This window comes from Mycobacterium intracellulare ATCC 13950 (assembly GCF_000277125.1).
GTDB lineage: Bacteria > Actinomycetota > Actinomycetes > Mycobacteriales > Mycobacteriaceae > Mycobacterium > Mycobacterium intracellulare.
This window is the reverse complement of the sequence record NC_016946.1, coordinates 5,239,649-5,258,695: the sequence shown is the minus strand read 5'-3', so window position 1 is coordinate 5,258,695 and position 19,047 is coordinate 5,239,649. Positions and strand designations below refer to the sequence as shown.

Below are 19,047 nucleotides of genomic sequence, written 5' to 3'. Positions count from 1 at the left end.
AGGAACATGCGTGGGGGCTCCTCGAATCGGTATCGCCGGCCGGGTCGTGTGGCACGCGGCCGCGATCGTCGCGGTCGGCGCCGCGAGCACGGGCTGCGGCGGCTCCGACAAGCCCCCACCGCCGTCGGCGGCGGAGTCGGGCCCGTCCGCATCCCCGACCGACTCGGGCGCGGTCACCGGGCCGCCGCCGGGGCAACCCACCGATTACGGCTACCTGCTGATCAAGCCGGGCGACGTGGGCGGGGGTCTCACGGCACCCCAGTCGCCGATGCTCAACCCCAACAACGCGCCGGGGGTCGCGCAGCTGTTCGCCAACGCCGACAGCGGCCGCCGGCTGTGGGACACCATCGTGGTGACCGCCGACCCGTCGGCGGCCGCGGCCGAACTCGCCGGCAGCAGAGCCGAATACGCGGGCAAGGTGGTCGGCGACTGGCGGCCGCTCGCCGTGGGCGCCAACGGGTCGGCGATTTCGGGTGCCTCGCCCGACAACTCCCAAGCCATGACGGTCCTGCTGTTCACCGAAGGCAAGGCGCTCGTCACCCTGGAATTCGACAGCGCACCCGACGATCCGTTCGACCCGGCCGTGACCGTCGACATCGCGCGCAAGCAAGACGATGCGATCAAGCGGGGACTGCCCGGTTAGCACCGCACGGGGCTACACCAAGCCCAGCAGGCGTAGGTCGGCGACGTACTTGTCGATCAACCCCGCCGACAGGTGCGGAATGTCCTCGTCCGCACCGATTTTGGCCGTCCGCACCGCGTGGCGGAAGACGTCGGTGGGGGCCGGCGCTCCCCGCAGTGGCGTCGCGGGTTCCCGGTAGGCGTCCAGCAGCGGCAACACCGAATGCTGGCGCTGCTTGTCCGGTAACGCGCGAAGCGCCGTGGTGAAGCGGCCCAGCCATTCGTCATAGTCCTCGATGCGCCGGATGTCGTGTCCGGCGGCGATCAGCCAGTCGACGAACACGTCCAGGGAGACGCCGTCGTCGTGCGGGTTCATCACGTCATAGGAGCGGTACTCGCCGGATTCCTCGGCCGCCATCTGTTCGCCGAGCGTGGTGACCGCTTCGGCCACGAAGTCGGCGGGCAGCCCGTCGTAGTGGGCCACGGCTCGGTTTCCGTGTTCGTCGGTCCGGTAGAACGTGGTCGGCGCGATGCCGGTGGTCAGCAGGCTGAACATCAAGCGGGTGAAGGCATCTGGCACGTTCAGCTGCCCGGCATACCGGCTGTGCGCGAGGATCATGTCGGAGCGGAAGACGGCGACCGGCAACCCGCACAGGTCGTGCGCCTCACGCAGCAACACCTCACCGGCCCACTTGCTGTTCGCGTACCCGTTCGCGTAGCTGTCGTCGATCGGGCGTACCGCGCTGACCGCGCGGATGTCGCCGTCTTCGGCGAACTCGCCGGGATCGACCGTCATCGCCACGGCGACGGTCGACAGATAGGTGACGGGCTTGATGCGCGTCGTGATCGCCAGGCGGATCAACTCGGCGGTGCCGACGACGTTCGGACCGAACAGTTGGTCGTACGGCAGCACGTGGTTGACCAACGCGGCCGGGTGGACGATCAGATCCACGCTCTGGGCCAGGCGCTGCCAAGTCGCTTGGTCCAGGCCGAGATTGGGCTCACCGATGTCGCCGACGATGACTTCCAGGTGCTCGGCGGCCAGCGTCCGGAACCGCTCCAGCAACTGCGGATCCCCGCTGTCGAAAACGGCCTCCAGCCGTTTGACGGCCGCCGCGGTGTCCGTCGCGCGGACGATGGAGACGAGCTTCCCGCCGGTCTCGGCGAGGCGCTCGAGCCATTCGAGGGCCAGGAAGCGGCCGAGGTAGCCGTTGGCGCCGGTCAGCAGGACCGTGTGGGGTGTGCCGGTCGCGCGCGGCAGGTTCGGTGCGGCGGCCAAGGTCGTCGCGTCGATGAACTTGTCGAGGGTGAGCTCCGCGGCGCGGACCTCGGCGGCGCCGCGTCCGTGCACCGTCGCGAATGTGGGCCGGCGTGATCCCGATTTGCGTTCGGATTCAACGTATTCCGCGAGCTGGCCCAGGTCGGTCGCGGGCCCGGTGATCATTCCCACCGGCACGTCGACGTCGAAGATGTCGCGCAGCAGGTTGGAGAAGGTCAGCGCCGACAGGGAATCGCCGCCGAGTTCGATGAACAGTGCGTCGGGGGCGGGCGGGCCGCCGGCCACACCCAGTAGCGCCTCGGCGGCCCGGGTGAGGGTGAAGACGACGGGGTGTTTGTCCGCCCCCTCGCGCAGCGCACGCAACTCGGTCACGCGGTTTTCGGCCAGCTCGGCGTAGAGCTGTTCGAGCCGGTCGGCGTAGCGCTCCTTGAGCTTCGGCCGCAGCAGCTTGCCCACGCCCGAGAGCAGGCCGTTGTCCTCGCTGAACGGCTCGGTCTCGACGACGAAGTCGACGGGCACCTCGTAGGACTGCAGTTCGGCGAGTTGCGCCGACTGGCGCAGGGATTCGGCGACGGCGGCCTTGAGGCCCTCGGGATCTCCGGTGAATCGCTCCGCGGCGTCGGCCGTCGGCACGACGACGGCCAGCAGATAGGGGCGTTCGCTGTTGCCGTATACGAAGATCTGGCGGATCAGCGGCGCGCTGGCGAAGACGGCCTCCAGGCGGGCGACGGCGACGAACTCGCCCTGCGCCAACTTCAACACGTTGTTGCGGCGGTCGACGTAGGCCAGCCGGTCCGGCTCGAGCTCGGCCATCACATCGCCGGTCCGGTAGTAGCCGTCGGGATCGAACGCGTTGGCGGTGACGTCCGGTCGTTTGAAGTAGCCCGGCGTCGCGGTCAGCGACTTCACCAGCAATTCGCCACGCGGATAAGGCTTGTCGGTGTGGAAATAGCCGAGTTCGGGAACGTCGATGAGCTTGTAGTCGAGCACCGGGGGACGGGTCATGCGCCCGTCCTTGGTCACCATGCCGACCTCGGTCAGCCCGTAGCCGTCGAGAACGTGGACGTCCAAACAGGTTTCGACGAAGGCCCGCATCTCCGCGGCCAGCGGCGCCGTCCCGCAGAAGGCGGTCACGATGCGCCCGCCGAGGACATGCTCACGCAGCTCGGCCCGCGCCCGGGCCTCGGCGGAGCCGGCGTCGGCGCCCGAAGCCACGAGTCGGTCGACGGCGCTCTGGTAGCGCTGGTAGAGCATTTCCGCCACCCGGGGTACCAGGCCCATCTCGGTGGGGCGCACCAGGTTCCAGTCGTCGAACAACGTGGACAGGTCGCTTTCCGGCACGAAATAGCTGGTGCCGCCGGCCTGGAACGCGGTCGACAGCGGTATCCGGCCACCGAGGTGATTCAGCGGCATGAAGTTGACGTTGAACACGGGTGTGTCCGCGAAGTCGGGCATCAGCTCGTTGGTCCACACCTTGGCCAGCATCTGCTCGGTGTACATGGCGCCCTTGGGTAACCCGGTGCTGCCCGAGGTGTACATGATCATCGCCAGCCGCTGATCGGTATCACCGGTGTACATGGGCTCGGGCGGCAGGGCGCGTCCGCGTTCGATGATTTCGTCGAGGGTCTCGATGGTCACCGCCGCGCCGGCGGCCGCCAGCGTCGCCTGGGCGCGCTGCAGCGCCTCGCGTTGCTCGTCGACCTCGGGCTGGTAATCGAAGACCACGAGCCGCCGCAACGACGAGCTGCCCGACGCCGCCTCGACCGCGAGGTCGAGATAACCGACGCCGGCGGCCAGTATCGACGGCTCGACCTCGTCGACGATCGGTCGCAGCCGTGAGGGGGTCGTATTGTGTTGCAGCGGAACGGCAACCAGCCCGAGGTAGCCGCAGACCAGGTCGAGGGTCAGATATTCGGCGCTGGCGAAACCGACCGTCGCGACGAAGTCCCCGGGCGACACGGGGTTCGCGGCGTCGTGCCGCCACGCGGCGGCGATCGCGCGCACATCGGCCCACAGCTCGCGGTAGGTCATGGTGTCGAAGCGGGGGAGCAGTCGCGTGGTGGTACGCCCGGTCGCGGGGTCGGTGCTCAGTGTCCTGGCCCGCCAGCCCACCGCGGGCCGATCGGCGTAGCCCTCGACGAACAGCTCCAGAATCTGGGGCAGGCGCAGGCCCGGTTGGCGCGCCGCCTGCTGCAGCGACAGATCGGGTTGGGCGTTGCGGAACTGTTCGTCGGTCGCGGCCAACTCGCGGATGCGGGCGGCTACCCGCTCGCGCGCCGGGCCTCTAGAGCTAACTTTCGTGCGCTTCGCATCGCCGGTCATGGCCCGCCTCTCGTTCAACTGCCTCGCTCCAACGAGAACTCACCGCCGCGGGCCGGTCTTCCTGTCGGCGCGTGTGACGACGGTCACACGCCGGGGACTGCGGGTGACGCTCAGGCCACGACCTGGATGGGGTCGCCGACGTTGACCTGGTTGAAGTACCAGGCGGCGTTGTCGGGGCTGAGGTTGATACACCCGTGGCTGACGTTGGCGTAGCCCTGGGAATCGACCGACCACGGGGCCGAGTGGACGTACACGCCGCTCCAGGTGACCCGGACGGCGTACTGCGCGGTGATCTTGTAGCCCTCGGGGGAGCTGAGCGGGATGCCGATCGTGCGCGAGTCCATCACCACGGTGCGCTGCTTCTCCAGCGCGGTGAAGCTGCCCATCGGCGTGGGCCTGCTGGGCTTGCCCATCGACGCGGGCATGGTGCGCAGCACCTCTCCGTCCCTGCTGACGGTGAAGGTGTGCTTGGAGATGCTGGCGACACCGAGCAGCGCATCGCCGGTGTCGAAGCCGGTCGTCAGCGCCTGCACACCCACCGAAACGTGCGTGTGGGGGGCCCAGTACTGGTCGGGGACCCACTGCACCACCGAGTTGTGAACCCACTCGAAGTGCCCCGGCGTGCCGCCCGGCGACGTCACACGAATCGACCGCTCGACGGCGGCCCGATCGGCCACCGGTGCGGTGAACGTCACCACGACGGGGTGCGCCACGCCGACCACGGCGCCGTCGGCGGGCAAAATCGAGGCGACCTCGGGTGCGGCGTGCGGCGTGGGCACGGCGGCGCTGCCACGGGCCGCCGATCCCACCAGGCCCATGACCGTGATCGCGACCATAACAAATAGATAACGAACACCTCGACGCATAGCGTCCACCCTTCGAGATGGTGCGATCAACACACGGTCATTCTACGGGTTACCCACGAATCACCGGTTTCAGCAAACAATGACAGCCCACTGGACCCGCTGCGGTCACGATTCGACTGCCGATTGGGTTCGATTGGGTCAGCGGCGCGCAGCCCGGGTGGCACGCGCTTCGAAAACGGCACCGATACACCGATTTTCGCGGCCGCAGCCCCCAAATCGTGCCCGGGCGTGGTCGAAGGTGCCGCCGCGGGCTTGGCGCACCCGTCGGGCGCGCGTTAGCCTCAGCGAGATCGGCGCCCAAGCCCGAGCCCGGAACCCGAGGAGTGCGGTGCTCTTCCGCCAGCTGGAGTACTTCGTTGCGGTCGCCTCCGAGCGCCACTTCGCCCGGGCCGCCGAGAAGTGCTTCGTCTCCCAGCCGGCGCTGTCTGCCGCGATCGCCAAGCTGGAGCGGGAGCTGAACGTCACGCTGATCAACCGTGGCCACAGCTTCGAGGGCCTCACTCCCGAAGGCGAGCGGTTGGTGGTGTGGGCCAGGCGGATTCTCGCCGAGCACGACGCCTTCAAGGCCGAGGTCGACGCCGTCCGTTCCGGCATCACGGGGACGCTGCGGCTGGGCACCGTGCCGACCGCATCGACGACCGCGTCGTTGGTGCTCTCGGCGTTCTGCTCGGCGCACCCACTGGTGAAGGTGCAGATCCTGTCCCGGCTGGCGGCGACCGAACTGTACCGACGCCTGCGCGAGTTCGAGCTCGACGCCGCGATCGTGCACGCGGCACCCGACGAGGCGGACGTGAACCTGGTCCCGCTATACCAGGAGCGCTACGTGCTGCTGTCGCCCGCGGAGATGTTGGGATCCGGGGCGGCGACGATGACCTGGGCCCAGGCCGCGCAATTGCCGCTGGCGTTGCTCACCCCGGACATGCGCGACCGTCAGATCATCGACAAGGCGTTCGACGATCATGGCATCACCGTCAGTCCGCAGGTCGAAACCGACTCCGTCGCTTCGCTATTCGCTCAGGCGTCCGCCGGAAAGTGGGCTTCCATCGTGCCGCACACGTGGCTGTGGACCTCCCCGCTGGGCCCGGAGGTCCGGGCGGTGGAGATGGTCGATCCGGTGCTCAAGGCCGACGTCGTGTTGGCGACCAACGCGAGCGGACCCGGTTCGCCGATCGCGCGTGCGCTGGCGGCGTCGGCCGCGGGCCTGGCGCTGAACGAGTTTTTCGACGCCCAACTCCTGGGCGTCACCCGCCGCCGCTGACCGCCGCCGCGCGAGCCGGGTTCAGGCCGGCCAGATGACCGCTTTCCACCCCGGCGGCCGGATCGAGCTCGCAGTCGATGACCGAGGGCGCCCCGGAGCCGATCGCCTCGGTCAGCGCCGCGCGCAGCTCATCGGGTGTGGCGACGTGATAACCCTTGCCGCCGAACGCCTCTGCGATCAGCTCGTGGCGCGCCCGGGCGTTCAGCACGGTGGGGGCCGGGTCCGACGGGTGTGCCGCGGTCTCGTCCCCCCGATAGACGCCGCCGTTGTTGAGGATGACGACGGTCACCGGCAGCCGGTAGCGGCAGATGGTCTCGATCTCCATCCCGCTGAAGCCGAACGCGCTGTCACCCTCGATCGCGACGACCGGCCCGCCGGTCTCGACGGCGGCCGCGATCGCGTAGCCCATGCCGATCCCCATGACGCCCCAGGTTCCGGTGTCGAGCCGGTGCCGCGGCAACTCCATGTCGATGACGTTGCGCGCCAGGTCGAGCGCGTTGGCGCCCTCGTTGACGACGTACACGTCCCGGTTGTCCTGCAGCACAGCGCGAATCGCGCCGAGGGCGTTGTAGAACCGCATGGGGTGCGGGTCGTCGGCGAGGCGCTCGCGCATCTTGGCGTCATTGCGCGCCTTGCGGTCGGCCAGCTCGGTCGCCCATTCCGTTGGCGCGGCGAACGGGCGGGCGGTCACGGCGTCACACAGCGCGGACATCGCCGAGCCGATGTCGCCGGCCAACGGCGCGGCGATCGGCTGGTTGCTGTCGAATTCGCTCGCCGCGATGTCGACCTGCACGAATTGGGTGTCGGCGGACCATTGCGGCGACTCCCCATGGCCCAGAAGCCAATTCAGCCGCGCGCCGATCAGCAGGACGGCGTCGGCCCGTGAGATCGCCAGCGACCGTGCGGTGGCCGCGGACTGCGGGTGCGAATCGGGGAGCAGCCCCTTGGCCATCGACATCGGCAGGAATGGGATGCCGGTGGCTTCGACGAATCGTCGAATCTCGTTGTCCGCCTGGGCGTACGCCGCGCCCTTGCCGAGCACGATCAGCGGCCGCCGCGCCCGGGCCAGGACTTCCAGCGCGCGGTCGACCGCGTCGGGAGCGGGCAGTTGACGGGGAGCGGGGTCGACGACCCGCCATATCGTGCCGGCGGCGGCCGAGGCCTCCAGGGCCTGGCCCAGGACGTCGCCGGGGATGTCGAGGTAGACGCCGCCGGGACGCCCGGAGACCGCGGTGCGAATCGCGCGCGCGACGCCGCGACCGATGTCCTCGATCCGGTTGACCCGAAAGGCCGCCTTCGCGAACGGCCGTGCGGCGTTGAGCTGGTCGAGGTCCTGGTAGTCACCGCGTTGCAGGTCGACCAGCGCCCGATTGCTCGAGCCGGAGATCTGGATCATCGGGAAGCAGTTCGTCGTGGCGTTCGCCAGCGCGGGCAGAGCGTTGAGGAAACCGGGCCCGGATGTCGTGAGACACACGCCGGGGCGGCGGGTGAGGAATCCGGCGGCCGCCGCGGCGTTGCCGGCCGAGGCTTCCTGCCGAAAGCCGATGTAGCGGATGCCCGCCGCCTGCGCGGTCCGGGCGAGGTCGGTTATCGGGATGCCGACGAGGCCGTAGATGGTTTCGACGTCGTTGGCCATGAGCGCGTCCACCACGAGGTGGAAGCCGTCGATCACGCGGGTCGACCCCCGCGCGTCGCTTCCCGACGCCGAAACGGTGGACATGGGCGACTCCTCGGTGCGCGGGCGGTAATGACTAGCCATCACTGTGACCCCGGCCCCCGGCGCGTGTCCAAGTCGAAGCCGCTATCCGATGATCGACGGCGTCTATCGCCACAGCTCAGAGGGGCGGCGTTGCGCTTCGATAGCCGACGGTTATCGGTCGTGAGCGGATCGGTATTGGACGCGCCGCGAGCCCGCCCGGCAGGGTGGCATCGACGGCACAAGGACGGCAACAGAGGGGAAGGAGCGCGGTGATGGGATCCGATTCGACAACCGGCGGCGAGGTCACGGCGTCCACCGGCCCGCGCATCGCCGACCTGGTCGAGGCGGCGGCGCGGCGGGCGCCGCAGGCGTGCGCGCTGGTCGTCACCGCCGAACGCGTCCCGGTCAGCTACCACGACTTGACCCGACTGGTCGACGATCTGGCCGCACAACTGGCGGCCGGCGGCCTGGTCCCGGGCGACCGGGTCGCGCTGCGCGCCGGCAGCAACGCCGAATTCGTCGTCGGGCTGCTCGCCGCGTCCCGGGCGGATCTCGTTGCGGTTCCGCTCGATCCGGCGCTGCCGGGCACCGAGCAGCGCGCCCGCAGCGAGGCGGTGGGCGCGCGGGCGGTGCTCGTCGACCGGCTCGGCGATGACGAGACCGCCGGGGCGACACCGCCGGCCTGGCCCATCGCGGTGAGCGCCGGACCCGACGGCGCCGCCCCGGCCGTCACCCTGACGGTCAGCGCCGCACCGCAGCGCGACGTGTCGACGCCGCAGGGCCTGCGCGACGACGACGCCATGATCATGTTCACCGGCGGCACCACCGGCATGCCCAAAATGGTGCCCTGGACGCGCCACAACATCGCCGGCTCGGTCGCGGCCATCGTCGCCGGATACGCCCTGGGGGAACGGGATTCGACCGTCGCGGTGATGCCGCTCTACCACGGGCACGGCCTGCTCGCCGCCCTGCTGGCGACCCTGGCGTCCGGGGGAACGGTGTTACTGCCCGCGGGTGGGCGATTCTCGGCGCACACCTTCTGGGACGACATCGAGGCGGTCCGGGCCACCTGGTACACGGCCGTCCCGACGATCCATCAGATCCTGTTGGAACGCGCCCGAACCGAGCGGCCCGCCGGGGCCGGCGCCCTGCGGTTCATCCGCAGCTGCAGCGCGCCGCTGACCGCCGAGACGGCGCAGGCCCTGCAGGACACGTTCTCGGCCCCGGTGGTGTGCGCATTCGGGATGACCGAGGCGACCCACCAGGTGGCCACCACCGCAGTCGAAGGCGCCGGGCACAGCGAAAACCCGGGCGCCACACCGGGTCTCGTCGGCCGCTCGACCGGACCGCAGATCCGGATCGTCGGATCCGACGGTCGGTCGCTGCCCGCCGAGAGCGTCGGCGAGGTCTGGCTGCACGGCCCCACCGTGGTGCGGGGCTACCTCGGCGACCCGTCGATCACCGACGCCAACTTCACCCAGGGGTGGCTGCACACCGGCGATCTGGGCACCCTGTCGCCGGCCGGCGACCTCGTGATCCGCGGCCGCATCAAGGAACTCATCAACCGCGGCGGGGAGAAGATCTCGCCGGAGCGGGTCGAGGCGGTGCTGGCCAGCCACCCCGGCGTGCTGGAGGTGGCCGTGTTCGGCAAGCCGGACACGCTGTACGGCGAGACCGTGGCCGCGGTGATCGTCGCGCGCGGATCCGCCGCGCCGACGGCCGACGAGCTGGCGTCGTTCTGCCGTGACCGGTTGGCCCCCTTCGAGGTGCCGACCGACTTCCAGCAGGCGGCGGAGTTGCCGCACACCGCCAAAGGCTCGCTGGACCGGCGCGCCGTCGCCGAACGGTTCGCTCGCGGGGCCTGAACGCTCAGACGCCGGCGTTGACCCGCGCCGCGGCCGATTCCGGCATCGGCTCGTAGCGGGCGAACGACCGGGTGAACGAGGCGGCGCCGTGCGCCAGTGACCGCAGGTCGATGGCGTAGCGGGTCAGCTCCACCTGGGGCACCTCGGCCTTGACCACGGTGCGTTCGTTGCCCGCGGTGTCGGACCCGAGGACTCGGCCGCGCCGGCTGGACAAATCGCCCATCACCGCGCCGACGAAATCGTCGGGCACCAGCACCGAGATCTCGTCGATCGGCTCGAGCAGCGCCACCTTCGTCGCGGCCGCGGCCTCCCGCAGCGCCAGCGAGCCGGCCATCTGGAACGCGAAGTCCGACGAGTCGACGCTGTGCGCCTTGCCGTCGAGCAGGGTGACGCGGATGTCGACCACCGGGTAGCCCGCGTGCACGCCCTTCTCCATCTGGGCGCGCACACCCTTCTCGACGCTCGGAATGAACTGACGCGGCACCGCCCCGCCGACCACCTTGTCCACGAACTCGAAGCCCGAGCCCTCCGGCAGCGGCTCCACCTCGATGTCGCACACCGCGTACTGGCCGTGACCGCCGGACTGCTTGACGTGACGGCCATGGCCTTTCGCCTTGCCGCTGAAGGTTTCTCGCAGCGGGACGCGCAGCTCCACGGTGTCCACGGTGACGCCGTACCGGTTGGCCAGCGCGTCGAGCACCACCCCGGCGTGGGACTCACCCATGCACCACAGCACGACCTGGTGGGTTTCCTGGTTCTGCTCGATCCGCAGCGTCGGGTCCTCGGCGGCCAACCGGCCCAGCCCCACCGACAGCTTGTCCTCGTCGGTCTTGGCGTGGGCAGCGATCGCGACCGGCAGCAGGGGTTCGGGCATGGTCCAGGGCTTCAGCACCAGCGGCTCCGACTTGTCCGAGAGGGTGTCGCCGGTCTCGGCGCGGCTCAGCTTGCCGATCGCGCAGATGTCACCGGCCACCACGGCCGCGGCCGGGCGCTGCTGCTTGCCCAGCGGGAAGGACAGGACGCCGACGCGCTCGTCCTCGTCGTGATCGGGGTGCGCATGCCCGTTTCCATTAGACGTGCCGAAGAACGACGCAAAATGGCCCGACACGTGAATCGTGGTGTCGGGCCTGATGGTCCCGGAGAACACCCGGACCAGGCTGACCCTGCCGACGTAGGGGTCCGACGTCGTCTTCACCACCTCCGCGAGCAACGGCGCGTCGGTGTCGCACGTCAGGCCGGCGCGCGGCGCCCCGACTTGCGTGAAGACCTCCGGCAGCGGGTGTTCCATCGGCGACGGGAACCCGCGGGTGGCGACCTCCAGCAACTCGTAGGTGCCCACGCCCGTGGTGCTGCACACCGGGATCACCGGGAAGAACGACCCCCGGGCGACGGCCCGCTCCAGGTCGGCGATGAGGACGGCTTCGTCGATGGACTCACCGCCCAGATACCGCTCCATCAGCGACTCGTCCTCGGACTCCTCGATGATCCCTTCGATCAGGGCCCCGCGCGCTTCCTCGATCTGCGCGGCGTCCGACGGGTCCGGCGCCTGCACGCTGCGCTTGCCGTCGGCGTACTCGTAGCGCGCCTGTGACAGCAGACCGATCAGCCCGCGGCAGGAGGGCAGCCCGGTCGGCAGGTACAACGGTAAAACCTTGTCGCCGAACGCATTCTGCGCCGCGGCCAGCGCCTCGGAATAATTCGCGCGGGTGTGGTCGAGCTTGGTGATCACCACGGCCCGGGGCATGCCGACCTGGTTGCACTCCTGCCACAGCGATTTGGTGGGCTCGTCGACGCCTTCGTTGGCCGCGATCACGAACAGCGCGCAATCGGCGGCCCGCAGCCCGGCCCGCAGCTCCCCGACGAAGTCGGCGTAGCCGGGCGTGTCGATCAGGTTGACCTTGACGCCGTCGTGCGACAGGGAGGCCACCGCGAGGCCCACCGATCGTTGTTGACGGATCTCGGCCTCGTCGTAGTCGCAGACCGTGCTGCCGTCCGCCACCGAGCCGCTTCGCGTCAGCACGCCGGCGGCGACCAACAGCGCTTCGACGAGCGTGGTCTTGCCGCCGCCGGACGGTCCCACCAGAACCACGTTGCGAATCTCGCCCGGACCGTTGGCGGTAGGAGCGTTTCCCGCGCCTTGGGAAGTAGTTGTCCTGTCTGCCATGACTTCCTCCAGGTTGCCGGGGCGCGCGGTCGCTGACCTAGCTAGCCCCTATCTAGCTACCATTCACCCAACTCCCGTCGACCACAAGACCGTCGGGCCAGATCGAACGGCCGGCCGATCAGGGATGCCAGCTCGACCAGCGGTGCACGGCGACGGCGATGACCGGACCGTCCAGCGAAACCGATTGATACTGAGGGTATTTCGCGCGCAGCAGCCGGCGGCCCGATTCCAGTGCCCGGCCGTCGTCGTGGATGGTGGCGACACCGTCGGCCCGCACCCACCACAGCCGCGCCCAGTCATCGGAGTAGTGGTCCACCAGCAGGCTCACCCGCGGGTCGGCCTCGATGTTGGCCAGCCGGCGCAGCCGCCGCGTCGTCTTCGGTTTCGCGTCGACGGCCGTGTACACCACGTCCCGGCCGCCCGGGTCGGCGGCGACCGCGAACACCACCGGCACCAGGTGCGGCGCTCCGCCCGGGGTAACGGTGGCCAACCGCGCGACCGGCGACTCGATGAATCGGGCCCGGGGGTCGAATTCGCCCACCGCGTCAGCTTAGGGGCGCGCCGTGCGTGACAGCAGGGCCGGCGCGAGCCTGGGACATGCCGTGCACAGCTACCTGCATTACGGTTATGTACACGAATTGTGCCGCCCAGAGCCTGAGGCCGGGACAGTTTGTTGGTTACGGCGAAGCAGGAGGGTGACACCGATGAGCAAATCGCACCACCGCTCGGTCTGGTCCAGGGTGGTCAGCGTGGTGGCCGTGGTCGCACTCGGCCTCGGTCTGGACGCTGGTATCGGCCTCGGAATGGCCACCGCGTCACCGCCCGCCCTGCCGCTGGACCCGTCGGCGATGGTCGGTCAGGTGGGGCCGCAGGTGGTCAACATCGACACCAAGTTCGGCTACAACAACGCCGTCGGTGCCGGCACCGGCATCGTGATCGACCCGAACGGTGTCGTGCTGACCAACAACCACGTGATCTCGGGGGCCACCGACATCAGCGCCTTCGCCGTCGGCAACGGGCAGACCTACGCCGTGGACGTGGTCGGCTACGACCGCACACAAGACATCGCGGTGCTGCAGCTGCGCGGTGCCGCCGGGCTTCCCACCGCCGCGATCGGTGGTGAGGCCAGGGTGGGCGAGCCGATCGTCGCGCTGGGGAACGCCGGCGGTCAGGGCGGAACCCCCAGCGCGGTCACGGGCAAGGTCCTCGCGCTCAACCAGAGCGTCTCGGCGACCGACACCCTGACCGGCGCGCAGGAGAATCTGGGCGGCCTCATCCAGGCCGACGCGCCGATCAGGCCGGGCGACTCCGGTGGGCCCATGGTGAACAGCGCCGGGCAGGTGATCGGTGTGGACACCGCCGCCACCGACAGCTACAAGATGTCCGGCGGGCAGGGCTTCGCGATTCCGATCGGCCGCGCGATGGGTGTCGCCAACCAGATCAGGTCCGGCGCCGGCTCCAACACCGTGCACATCGGCCCCACCGCGTTCCTCGGCCTGGGCGTGATGGACAACAACGGCAACGGCGCGCGGGTCCAGCGGGTGGTCAACGGCGGGCCCGCCGGGGCGGCCGGGATCGCCGCGGGCGACGTCATCACCGGGGTCGACAACGTCGCGATCACCGGGGCGACGTCCATGACCGAGGTGCTCGTCCCGCACCACCCCGGGGACACGATCGCCGTGCATTACCGCTCCACCGACGGCGGCGACCGCACCGCGAACATCACGCTGGCGGAGGGGCCGCCGGCCTGACACACCCGGCGACGACATCCGGCCGGAGGCCAATTCGTTTGCCCCCGGCCGTGATTCGTCGCCCAGGAGTGGGCGTGATTCCGAATGTCGCGCCTCGGGTACCCGTGGCATCGTGGATTTGATGAACGACGCAAAAGAAGCTGTCGAGCACCATCCCGAAGGGGGCAGTCACGTCCAGGACGGCGTCGTCGAGCACCCCGACGCCGAGGACTTCAACAACGCCGCCGCGCTACCCACCGACCCGACCTGGTTCAAGCACGCCGTGTTCTACGAGGTGCTGGTGCGGGCGTTCTTCGACGCCAACGCCGACGGCGCCGGTGACCTGCGCGGACTGCTGGGGCAGCTGGACTACCTGCAATGGCTGGGCATCGACTGCATCTGGCTGCCCCCGTTCTACGACTCGCCCCTGCGCGACGGCGGTTATGACATCCGGGACTTCTACAAGGTGCTGCCCGAGTTCGGGACGGTCGAGGATTTCGTCGCGCTGCTCAACGCCGCGCACGAGCGGGGCATCCGCGTGATCACCGACCTGGTGATGAACCACACATCGGATTCGCATCCCTGGTTCCAGGAGTCGCGCCACGACCCCGACGGCCCGTACGGCGACTACTACGTGTGGAGCGACACGAGCGAGCGCTACACCGACGCCCGGATCATCTTCATCGACACCGAGGAGTCCAACTGGACCTTCGACCCGGTGCGCAAGCAGTTCTACTGGCACCGTTTCTTTTCGCACCAGCCGGACCTGAACTACGAAAACCCGGCCGTGCAGGAAGCCATGATCGACGTGCTGCGGTTCTGGCTCGGCCTGGGCATCGACGGGTTCCGGCTGGACGCGGTGCCCTACCTGTTCGAACGGGAGGGCACCAACTGCGAGAACCTGCCGGAGACGCACGCCTTCCTCAAACGCGTCCGCAAGGTCGTCGACGACGAATTCCCGGGGCGGGTGCTGTTGGCCGAGGCCAACCAGTGGCCGGCCGACGTCGTCGAGTACTTCGGCGACCCCAGCACCGGCGGCGACGAATGCCACATGGCGTTCCACTTCCCGCTGATGCCGCGCATCTTCATGGCGGTGCGCCGGGAATCCCGGTTCCCGATCTCGGAGATCCTGGCCCAGACGCCCGAGATCCCCGACATGGCGCAGTGGGGGATCTTCCTGCGCAACCACGACGAGTTGACGTTGGAAATGGTCACCGACGAAGAGCGCGACTACATGTACTCGGAGTACGCCAAGGATCCGCGGATGAAGGCGAACGTCGGCATCCGCCGCCGCCTGGCCCCACTGCTGGACAACGACCGCAACCAGATCGAGCTGTTCACCGCGCTGCTGCTGTCGCTGCCCGGCTCGCCGGTCCTGTACTACGGTGACGAGATCGGCATGGGCGACGTGATCTGGTTGGGAGACCGCGACGGGGTGCGCACCCCGATGCAGTGGACGCCGGACCGTAACGCCGGCTTCTCCAAGGCCAATCCCGGCCGGCTGTACCTGCCGCCCAGCCAGGACTCCGTGTACGGCTATCAGGCGGTCAACGTGGAGGCCCAGCGCGACACGTCCACGTCGCTGCTCAACTTCACCCGCACGATGTTGGCCGTGCGGCGCCGCCACGAGGCCTTCGCCATCGGGAGTTTCGAGGAACTGGGCGGCTCGAACCCGTCGGTGCTGGCGTTCCTGCGGCAGGTGTCCGGCGACGGCGACACCGTGCTGTGCGTCAACAACCTGTCGCGGTTCCCGCAGCCGATCGAACTGAACCTGCAGCATTGGAGCGGACGCACGCCGGTCGAGCTGACCGGGCAGGTGGAGTTTCCGCGCATCGGTCACCTGCCCTACCTGCTGACACTGCCGGGACACGGGTTCTATTGGTTCCGGCTGAGCGGATGCGAGGAGGATGCATGACGATCACTCGCGCCGGCGTCAATCCAGGCAAGAAAGAGGAGCGGCGCTGATGACTTCCCCGGAGAAATTGCCCTGGTCCGAGTGGCTTCCACAGCAGCGTTGGTACGCCGGGCGCAACCGTGAACTGTCCAGCGCCGAGCCGAGCGTCGTCGTGGCGCTGCGCGACGACCTCGACCTGGTGCTCGTCGACGCCTCCTACGCCGACGGTTCCCGCGACCGCTACCAGGTGATCGTGCGATGGGATTCCGCCCCGGTCGTCGAGTACAGCAACGTCGCCACCATCGGCGCCGCCGACGACCGGACCGGCTTCGACGCGATGTACGACGCCGACGCGCCGCAGTTTTTGCTGTCGCTCATCGACTCGTCGGCCGCGCGCGGCGCGTCGGGCGTCGAGGTGAGATTCGCCAAGGAGCCCGACGCCGAGCTGCCGCTGGAGGCGATGGCGCACGTGTCCGACGCCGAGCAGTCCAACACGAGCGTCATCTTCGACCGCGACGCGATCTTCAAAGTGTTCCGCCGCGTCAGCGGCGGCATCAATCCCGACATCGAGCTCAACCGCGTGCTGGGCCGCGCGGGCAACCCGCACGTCGCCCGGCTGCTGGGCACCTACGAGATGACGGGTCCGGGCGACGAGACGTGGCCGCTGGGCATGGTGACCGAGTTCGCCGCCAACGCCGCGGAAGGCTGGGCGATGGCCAGCGCCAGCGTTCGCGACCTGTTCGCCGAGGCCGATCTCTACGCGTACGAGGTCGGCGGCGACTTCGCCGGCGAGTCCTTCCGCCTCGGTGAGGCCGTGGCGTCGGTGCATGCCACCCTGGCCGAGACCCTCGGCACCGCGCAGGCGGTCTTCCCGGTGGAGAACGTGCTGGCGCGGCTGTCGTCGACCGTGGCCCTGGTGCCCGAGCTCGAGGAGTTCGCCGCGACCATCGACGAGCGGTTCCGCAAGCTGGTCGCCGAGACGATCACCGTGCAGCGCGTCCATGGCGATCTGCACCTGGGGCAGGTGCTGCGCACGCCGGAGAGCTGGTTGCTCATCGACTTCGAGGGTGAGCCGGGGCAGCCGCTCGAGGAACGCCGCGCGCCCGATTCGCCGCTGCGCGACGTGGCCGGCGTCCTGCGGTCATTCGAATACGCCGCCTACGGGCCGCTGGTGGACCAGGCCGATGACAAGCAGTTGGCGGCCCGGGCCCGCGAGTGGGTCGAACGCAACCGCACCGCGTTCTGCGACGGCTACGCGGCGGCCTCCGGGATTGACCCCCGCGATTCGGCGCAGCTGCTGGCCGCCTACGAACTGGACAAGGCCGTTTACGAAGCCGGCTACGAGGCCCGGCACCGGCCCGGCTGGCTGCCGATCCCGTTGCGTTCCATCGCCCGCCTGACCGCCGTCTGAGCGGCGATCGCAAGCGCGGCGTAGCCGGGGCGCAGCGGGTCGCCGCCATCTGCGTAGCGTCGGCTTAGCCGGGCGCAGTCGCCCGTCGGCAAGCGGCGTGCGCTGCACGCGCCGCCGCCGTCTGGAACCATGTGCGTGTGCCGAACGAGATCAATAACAGTGAGTCGCGGTTGTCCTGGGTGCTGGCGGTGCTGGCGGGGATCCTGGGAGCGACCGCCTTCACCCATTCCGCCGGCTACTTCGTGACCTTCATGACCGGGAACGCCCAGCGGGCCATGCTCGGGTATTTCCGCGGCGACGTGTTGCTGTCGGTGACGGCGGGCGTGTTGATCGTTTGCTTCGTCTCAGGCGTGGTGATCGCCTCGGTGTGCCGGCGGCATTTCTGGGTGGCGCACCCGCATGGGCCGACGGTGCTGACGACGTTCAGCCTGCTGGCGGCCACCATGGTGGACGTCATCGATGAGGGCTGGGAAGAGAATCTGCTCGATTTCGCGCCGATCATGTTGGTGGCCTTCGGCATTGGGGCCCTCAACACATCGTTCGTCAAGGACGGCGAGGTGTCGGTCTCGCTCAGCTACGTGACCGGGACGCTGGTCAAGATGGGCCAGGGCATCGAACGCCACCTCGCCGGTGGGACGGCGGCCGAATGGCTGGGTTATTTCCTGCTGTTCGCCAGCTTCGTGGTGGGCGCAACCGTGGGCGGGTTCATCAGCCTGTTCGTCAACGGGACGTGGATGCTGGTGGTGGCCACGGTCGTGTGCGCGCTGACCACCGGCTACACCTACTTCCACTCCGATCGGCGCGCCCTGCTCGACGCGGGTGAAAAAGAGCATCGGCAGTAGCGCTGACCGGTGCGCTACTGCCGATGCTGGCTTGCCGGGATTTAGGTCGCCGGCTGCGCGGGTTGCGCCGGCTGTGCCGGTTGCGCGGGTTGCGCGGTGGTGTTGCTGGCCAGCAGCACCTGCTGCATGTCGGGCTTCATGGCCATCAACTGCTGGTTCCAGTAGGGCCACGAGTGCGTCCCGTTGGCGGGGAAGTTGAACACCCCGTTGCGCCCGCCCGCGGCCGCGTAGTTGTTCTGGAACTGCTCGTTGGTGCGCAGCGTCAGGCCCTCCAGGAACTTGGCCGGCATGTTGTCGCCGCCCAGGTCGCTGGGAGTGCCGTTACCGCAGTAGACCCAGATGCGGGTGTTGTTGGCGACCAGCCGCGGAATCTGGACCATCGGGTCGTTGCGCTTCCACGCCGGGTCGGTGGACGGGCCCCACATGCTGTTGGCGTTGTAGCCGCCCGCGTCGTTCATCGCCAGGCCGATCAGGGTGGGCCACCACCCCTCGGACGGGTTCAGGAACCCGGACAGGGCGGCGGCGTAGGGGAACTGCTGCGGGTAGTAGGCGGCCAGGATCAGCGCCGAGCCGCCCGACATCGAGAGCCCCACCGCGGCGTTGCCCGCCGGGGAGATCTGCTTGTTCGCCTGCATCCACAGCGGCATTTCCTGGGTCAGGAAGGTCTCCCACTTGTAGGTGTAGTTCTGCCCGTTGCCCGACGACGGCTGGTACCAGTTGCTGTAGAAGCTGGACTGGCCGCCGACCGGCATGATCACCGACAGGCCGGACTGGTAGAACTCCTCGAAGGCGGGGGTGTTGATGTCCCAGCCGTTGTAGTCGTCCTGCGCGCGCAGGCCGTCCAGCAGGTACACGGCGTGCGCGCCGCCGGGCTGGAACTGGACCTTGATGTTGCGGCCCATCGACGGCGACGGAACCTCGAGGTATTCCACCGGGAGCCCCGGCTTGGAGAAGGCGCTCGCGGTGGGGAAGCCTCCGGTGGCGGCGACGAGACCGGACAGCAGGGAGGCCCCCACGGCAGCGATCGCCAGTCGGCGCGGCATGTTCGCCCCCGCGCCACGCAACTTTCGCACCTTTTCGATGAACGACATAGCTC

13 protein-coding genes are annotated in these 19,047 nt (G+C 69.2%); 7 read left to right on the top strand and 6 right to left on the bottom strand.

The window, feature by feature from the left end:
- The first annotated feature begins 10 nt into the window (after positions 1–10).
- The gene (locus tag OCU_RS49325) at positions 11–643 is read left to right on the top strand and encodes a hypothetical protein (protein ID WP_008262159.1); all 633 of its coding nucleotides are present in this window, start codon (positions 11–13) and stop codon (positions 641–643) included.
- 12 nt (positions 644–655) lie between these two features.
- On the opposite strand, the gene car is transcribed toward OCU_RS49325, so the two are convergent.
- Both car and OCU_RS49315 read right to left on the bottom strand, forming a co-directional pair.
- Positions 656–4,222 carry a carboxylic acid reductase gene (gene car, locus OCU_RS49320; protein WP_020188392.1) on the bottom strand — a complete coding sequence of 1,189 codons (3,567 nt, stop codon included), beginning with the start codon at positions 4,220–4,222 and terminating at the stop codon, positions 656–658.
- 110 nt (positions 4,223–4,332) lie between these two features.
- Positions 4,333–5,088 (bottom strand): L,D-transpeptidase, encoded by a 756-nt coding sequence (locus tag OCU_RS49315; protein WP_009957109.1) that lies wholly within the window; start codon positions 5,086–5,088, stop codon positions 4,333–4,335.
- A gap of 328 nt (positions 5,089–5,416) precedes the next feature.
- Here OCU_RS49315 and OCU_RS49310 point away from each other — a divergent pair, with 328 nt between their 5' ends.
- Complete coding sequence (locus OCU_RS49310) at positions 5,417–6,346, top strand: LysR family transcriptional regulator (RefSeq protein ID WP_009957108.1); 930 nt, start codon at positions 5,417–5,419, stop codon at positions 6,344–6,346.
- Here OCU_RS49310 and oxc read toward each other — a convergent pair.
- Positions 6,330–8,066 carry an oxalyl-CoA decarboxylase gene (gene oxc, locus OCU_RS49305; RefSeq protein WP_009957107.1) on the bottom strand — a complete coding sequence of 579 codons (1,737 nt, stop codon included), beginning with the start codon at positions 8,064–8,066 and terminating at the stop codon, positions 6,330–6,332. The two genes, OCU_RS49310 and oxc, sit on opposite strands and share 17 nt — an antisense overlap.
- Positions 8,067–8,317: 251 nt before the next feature.
- Between oxc and OCU_RS49300 the strand changes: the two genes are divergently transcribed.
- Positions 8,318–9,910, top strand: coding sequence for a FadD7 family fatty acid--CoA ligase (locus OCU_RS49300; protein WP_014381499.1), 1,593 nt, complete (start codon positions 8,318–8,320; stop codon positions 9,908–9,910).
- A gap of 4 nt (positions 9,911–9,914) precedes the next feature.
- On the opposite strand, the gene OCU_RS49295 is transcribed toward OCU_RS49300, so the two are convergent.
- Complete coding sequence (locus OCU_RS49295) at positions 9,915–12,074, bottom strand: elongation factor G-like protein EF-G2 (protein WP_009956683.1); 2,160 nt, start codon at positions 12,072–12,074, stop codon at positions 9,915–9,917.
- Between the two features lie 118 nt (positions 12,075–12,192).
- Complete coding sequence (locus tag OCU_RS49290) at positions 12,193–12,615, bottom strand: TIGR03668 family PPOX class F420-dependent oxidoreductase (RefSeq protein WP_008262148.1); 423 nt, start codon at positions 12,613–12,615, stop codon at positions 12,193–12,195.
- Between the two features lie 163 nt (positions 12,616–12,778).
- On the opposite strand from OCU_RS49290, the gene OCU_RS49285 reads away from it, so the two are divergent.
- The 4 genes from OCU_RS49285 to OCU_RS49270 all read left to right on the top strand — a co-directional run bounded on the left by OCU_RS49285 (position 12,779) and on the right by OCU_RS49270 (position 17,951).
- Positions 12,779–13,825, top strand: coding sequence for a S1C family serine protease (locus OCU_RS49285; protein WP_009956681.1), 1,047 nt, complete (start codon positions 12,779–12,781; stop codon positions 13,823–13,825).
- Between the two features lie 121 nt (positions 13,826–13,946).
- Positions 13,947–15,719 carry a maltose alpha-D-glucosyltransferase gene (gene treS, locus OCU_RS49280; RefSeq protein WP_008262145.1) on the top strand — a complete coding sequence of 591 codons (1,773 nt, stop codon included), beginning with the start codon at positions 13,947–13,949 and terminating at the stop codon, positions 15,717–15,719.
- A gap of 49 nt (positions 15,720–15,768) precedes the next feature.
- On the top strand, positions 15,769–17,109 hold the full coding sequence (locus OCU_RS49275; protein WP_008262144.1) for a maltokinase N-terminal cap-like domain-containing protein: 1,341 nt from the start codon (positions 15,769–15,771) through the stop codon (positions 17,107–17,109).
- Between the two features lie 137 nt (positions 17,110–17,246).
- Positions 17,247–17,951: a YoaK family protein gene (locus OCU_RS49270; RefSeq protein ID WP_008262142.1), complete on the top strand. Its 705-nt coding sequence runs from the start codon at positions 17,247–17,249 to the stop codon at positions 17,949–17,951.
- Positions 17,952–17,992: 41 nt separating this feature from the next.
- Here OCU_RS49270 and ag85C read toward each other — a convergent pair whose 3' ends face one another.
- Entirely contained in the window at positions 17,993–19,042 is a 1,050-nt protein-coding gene (gene ag85C / locus OCU_RS49265; protein ID WP_008262140.1) for a diacylglycerol acyltransferase/mycolyltransferase Ag85C, read from the bottom strand.
- Positions 19,043–19,047: the final 5 nt, after the last annotated feature.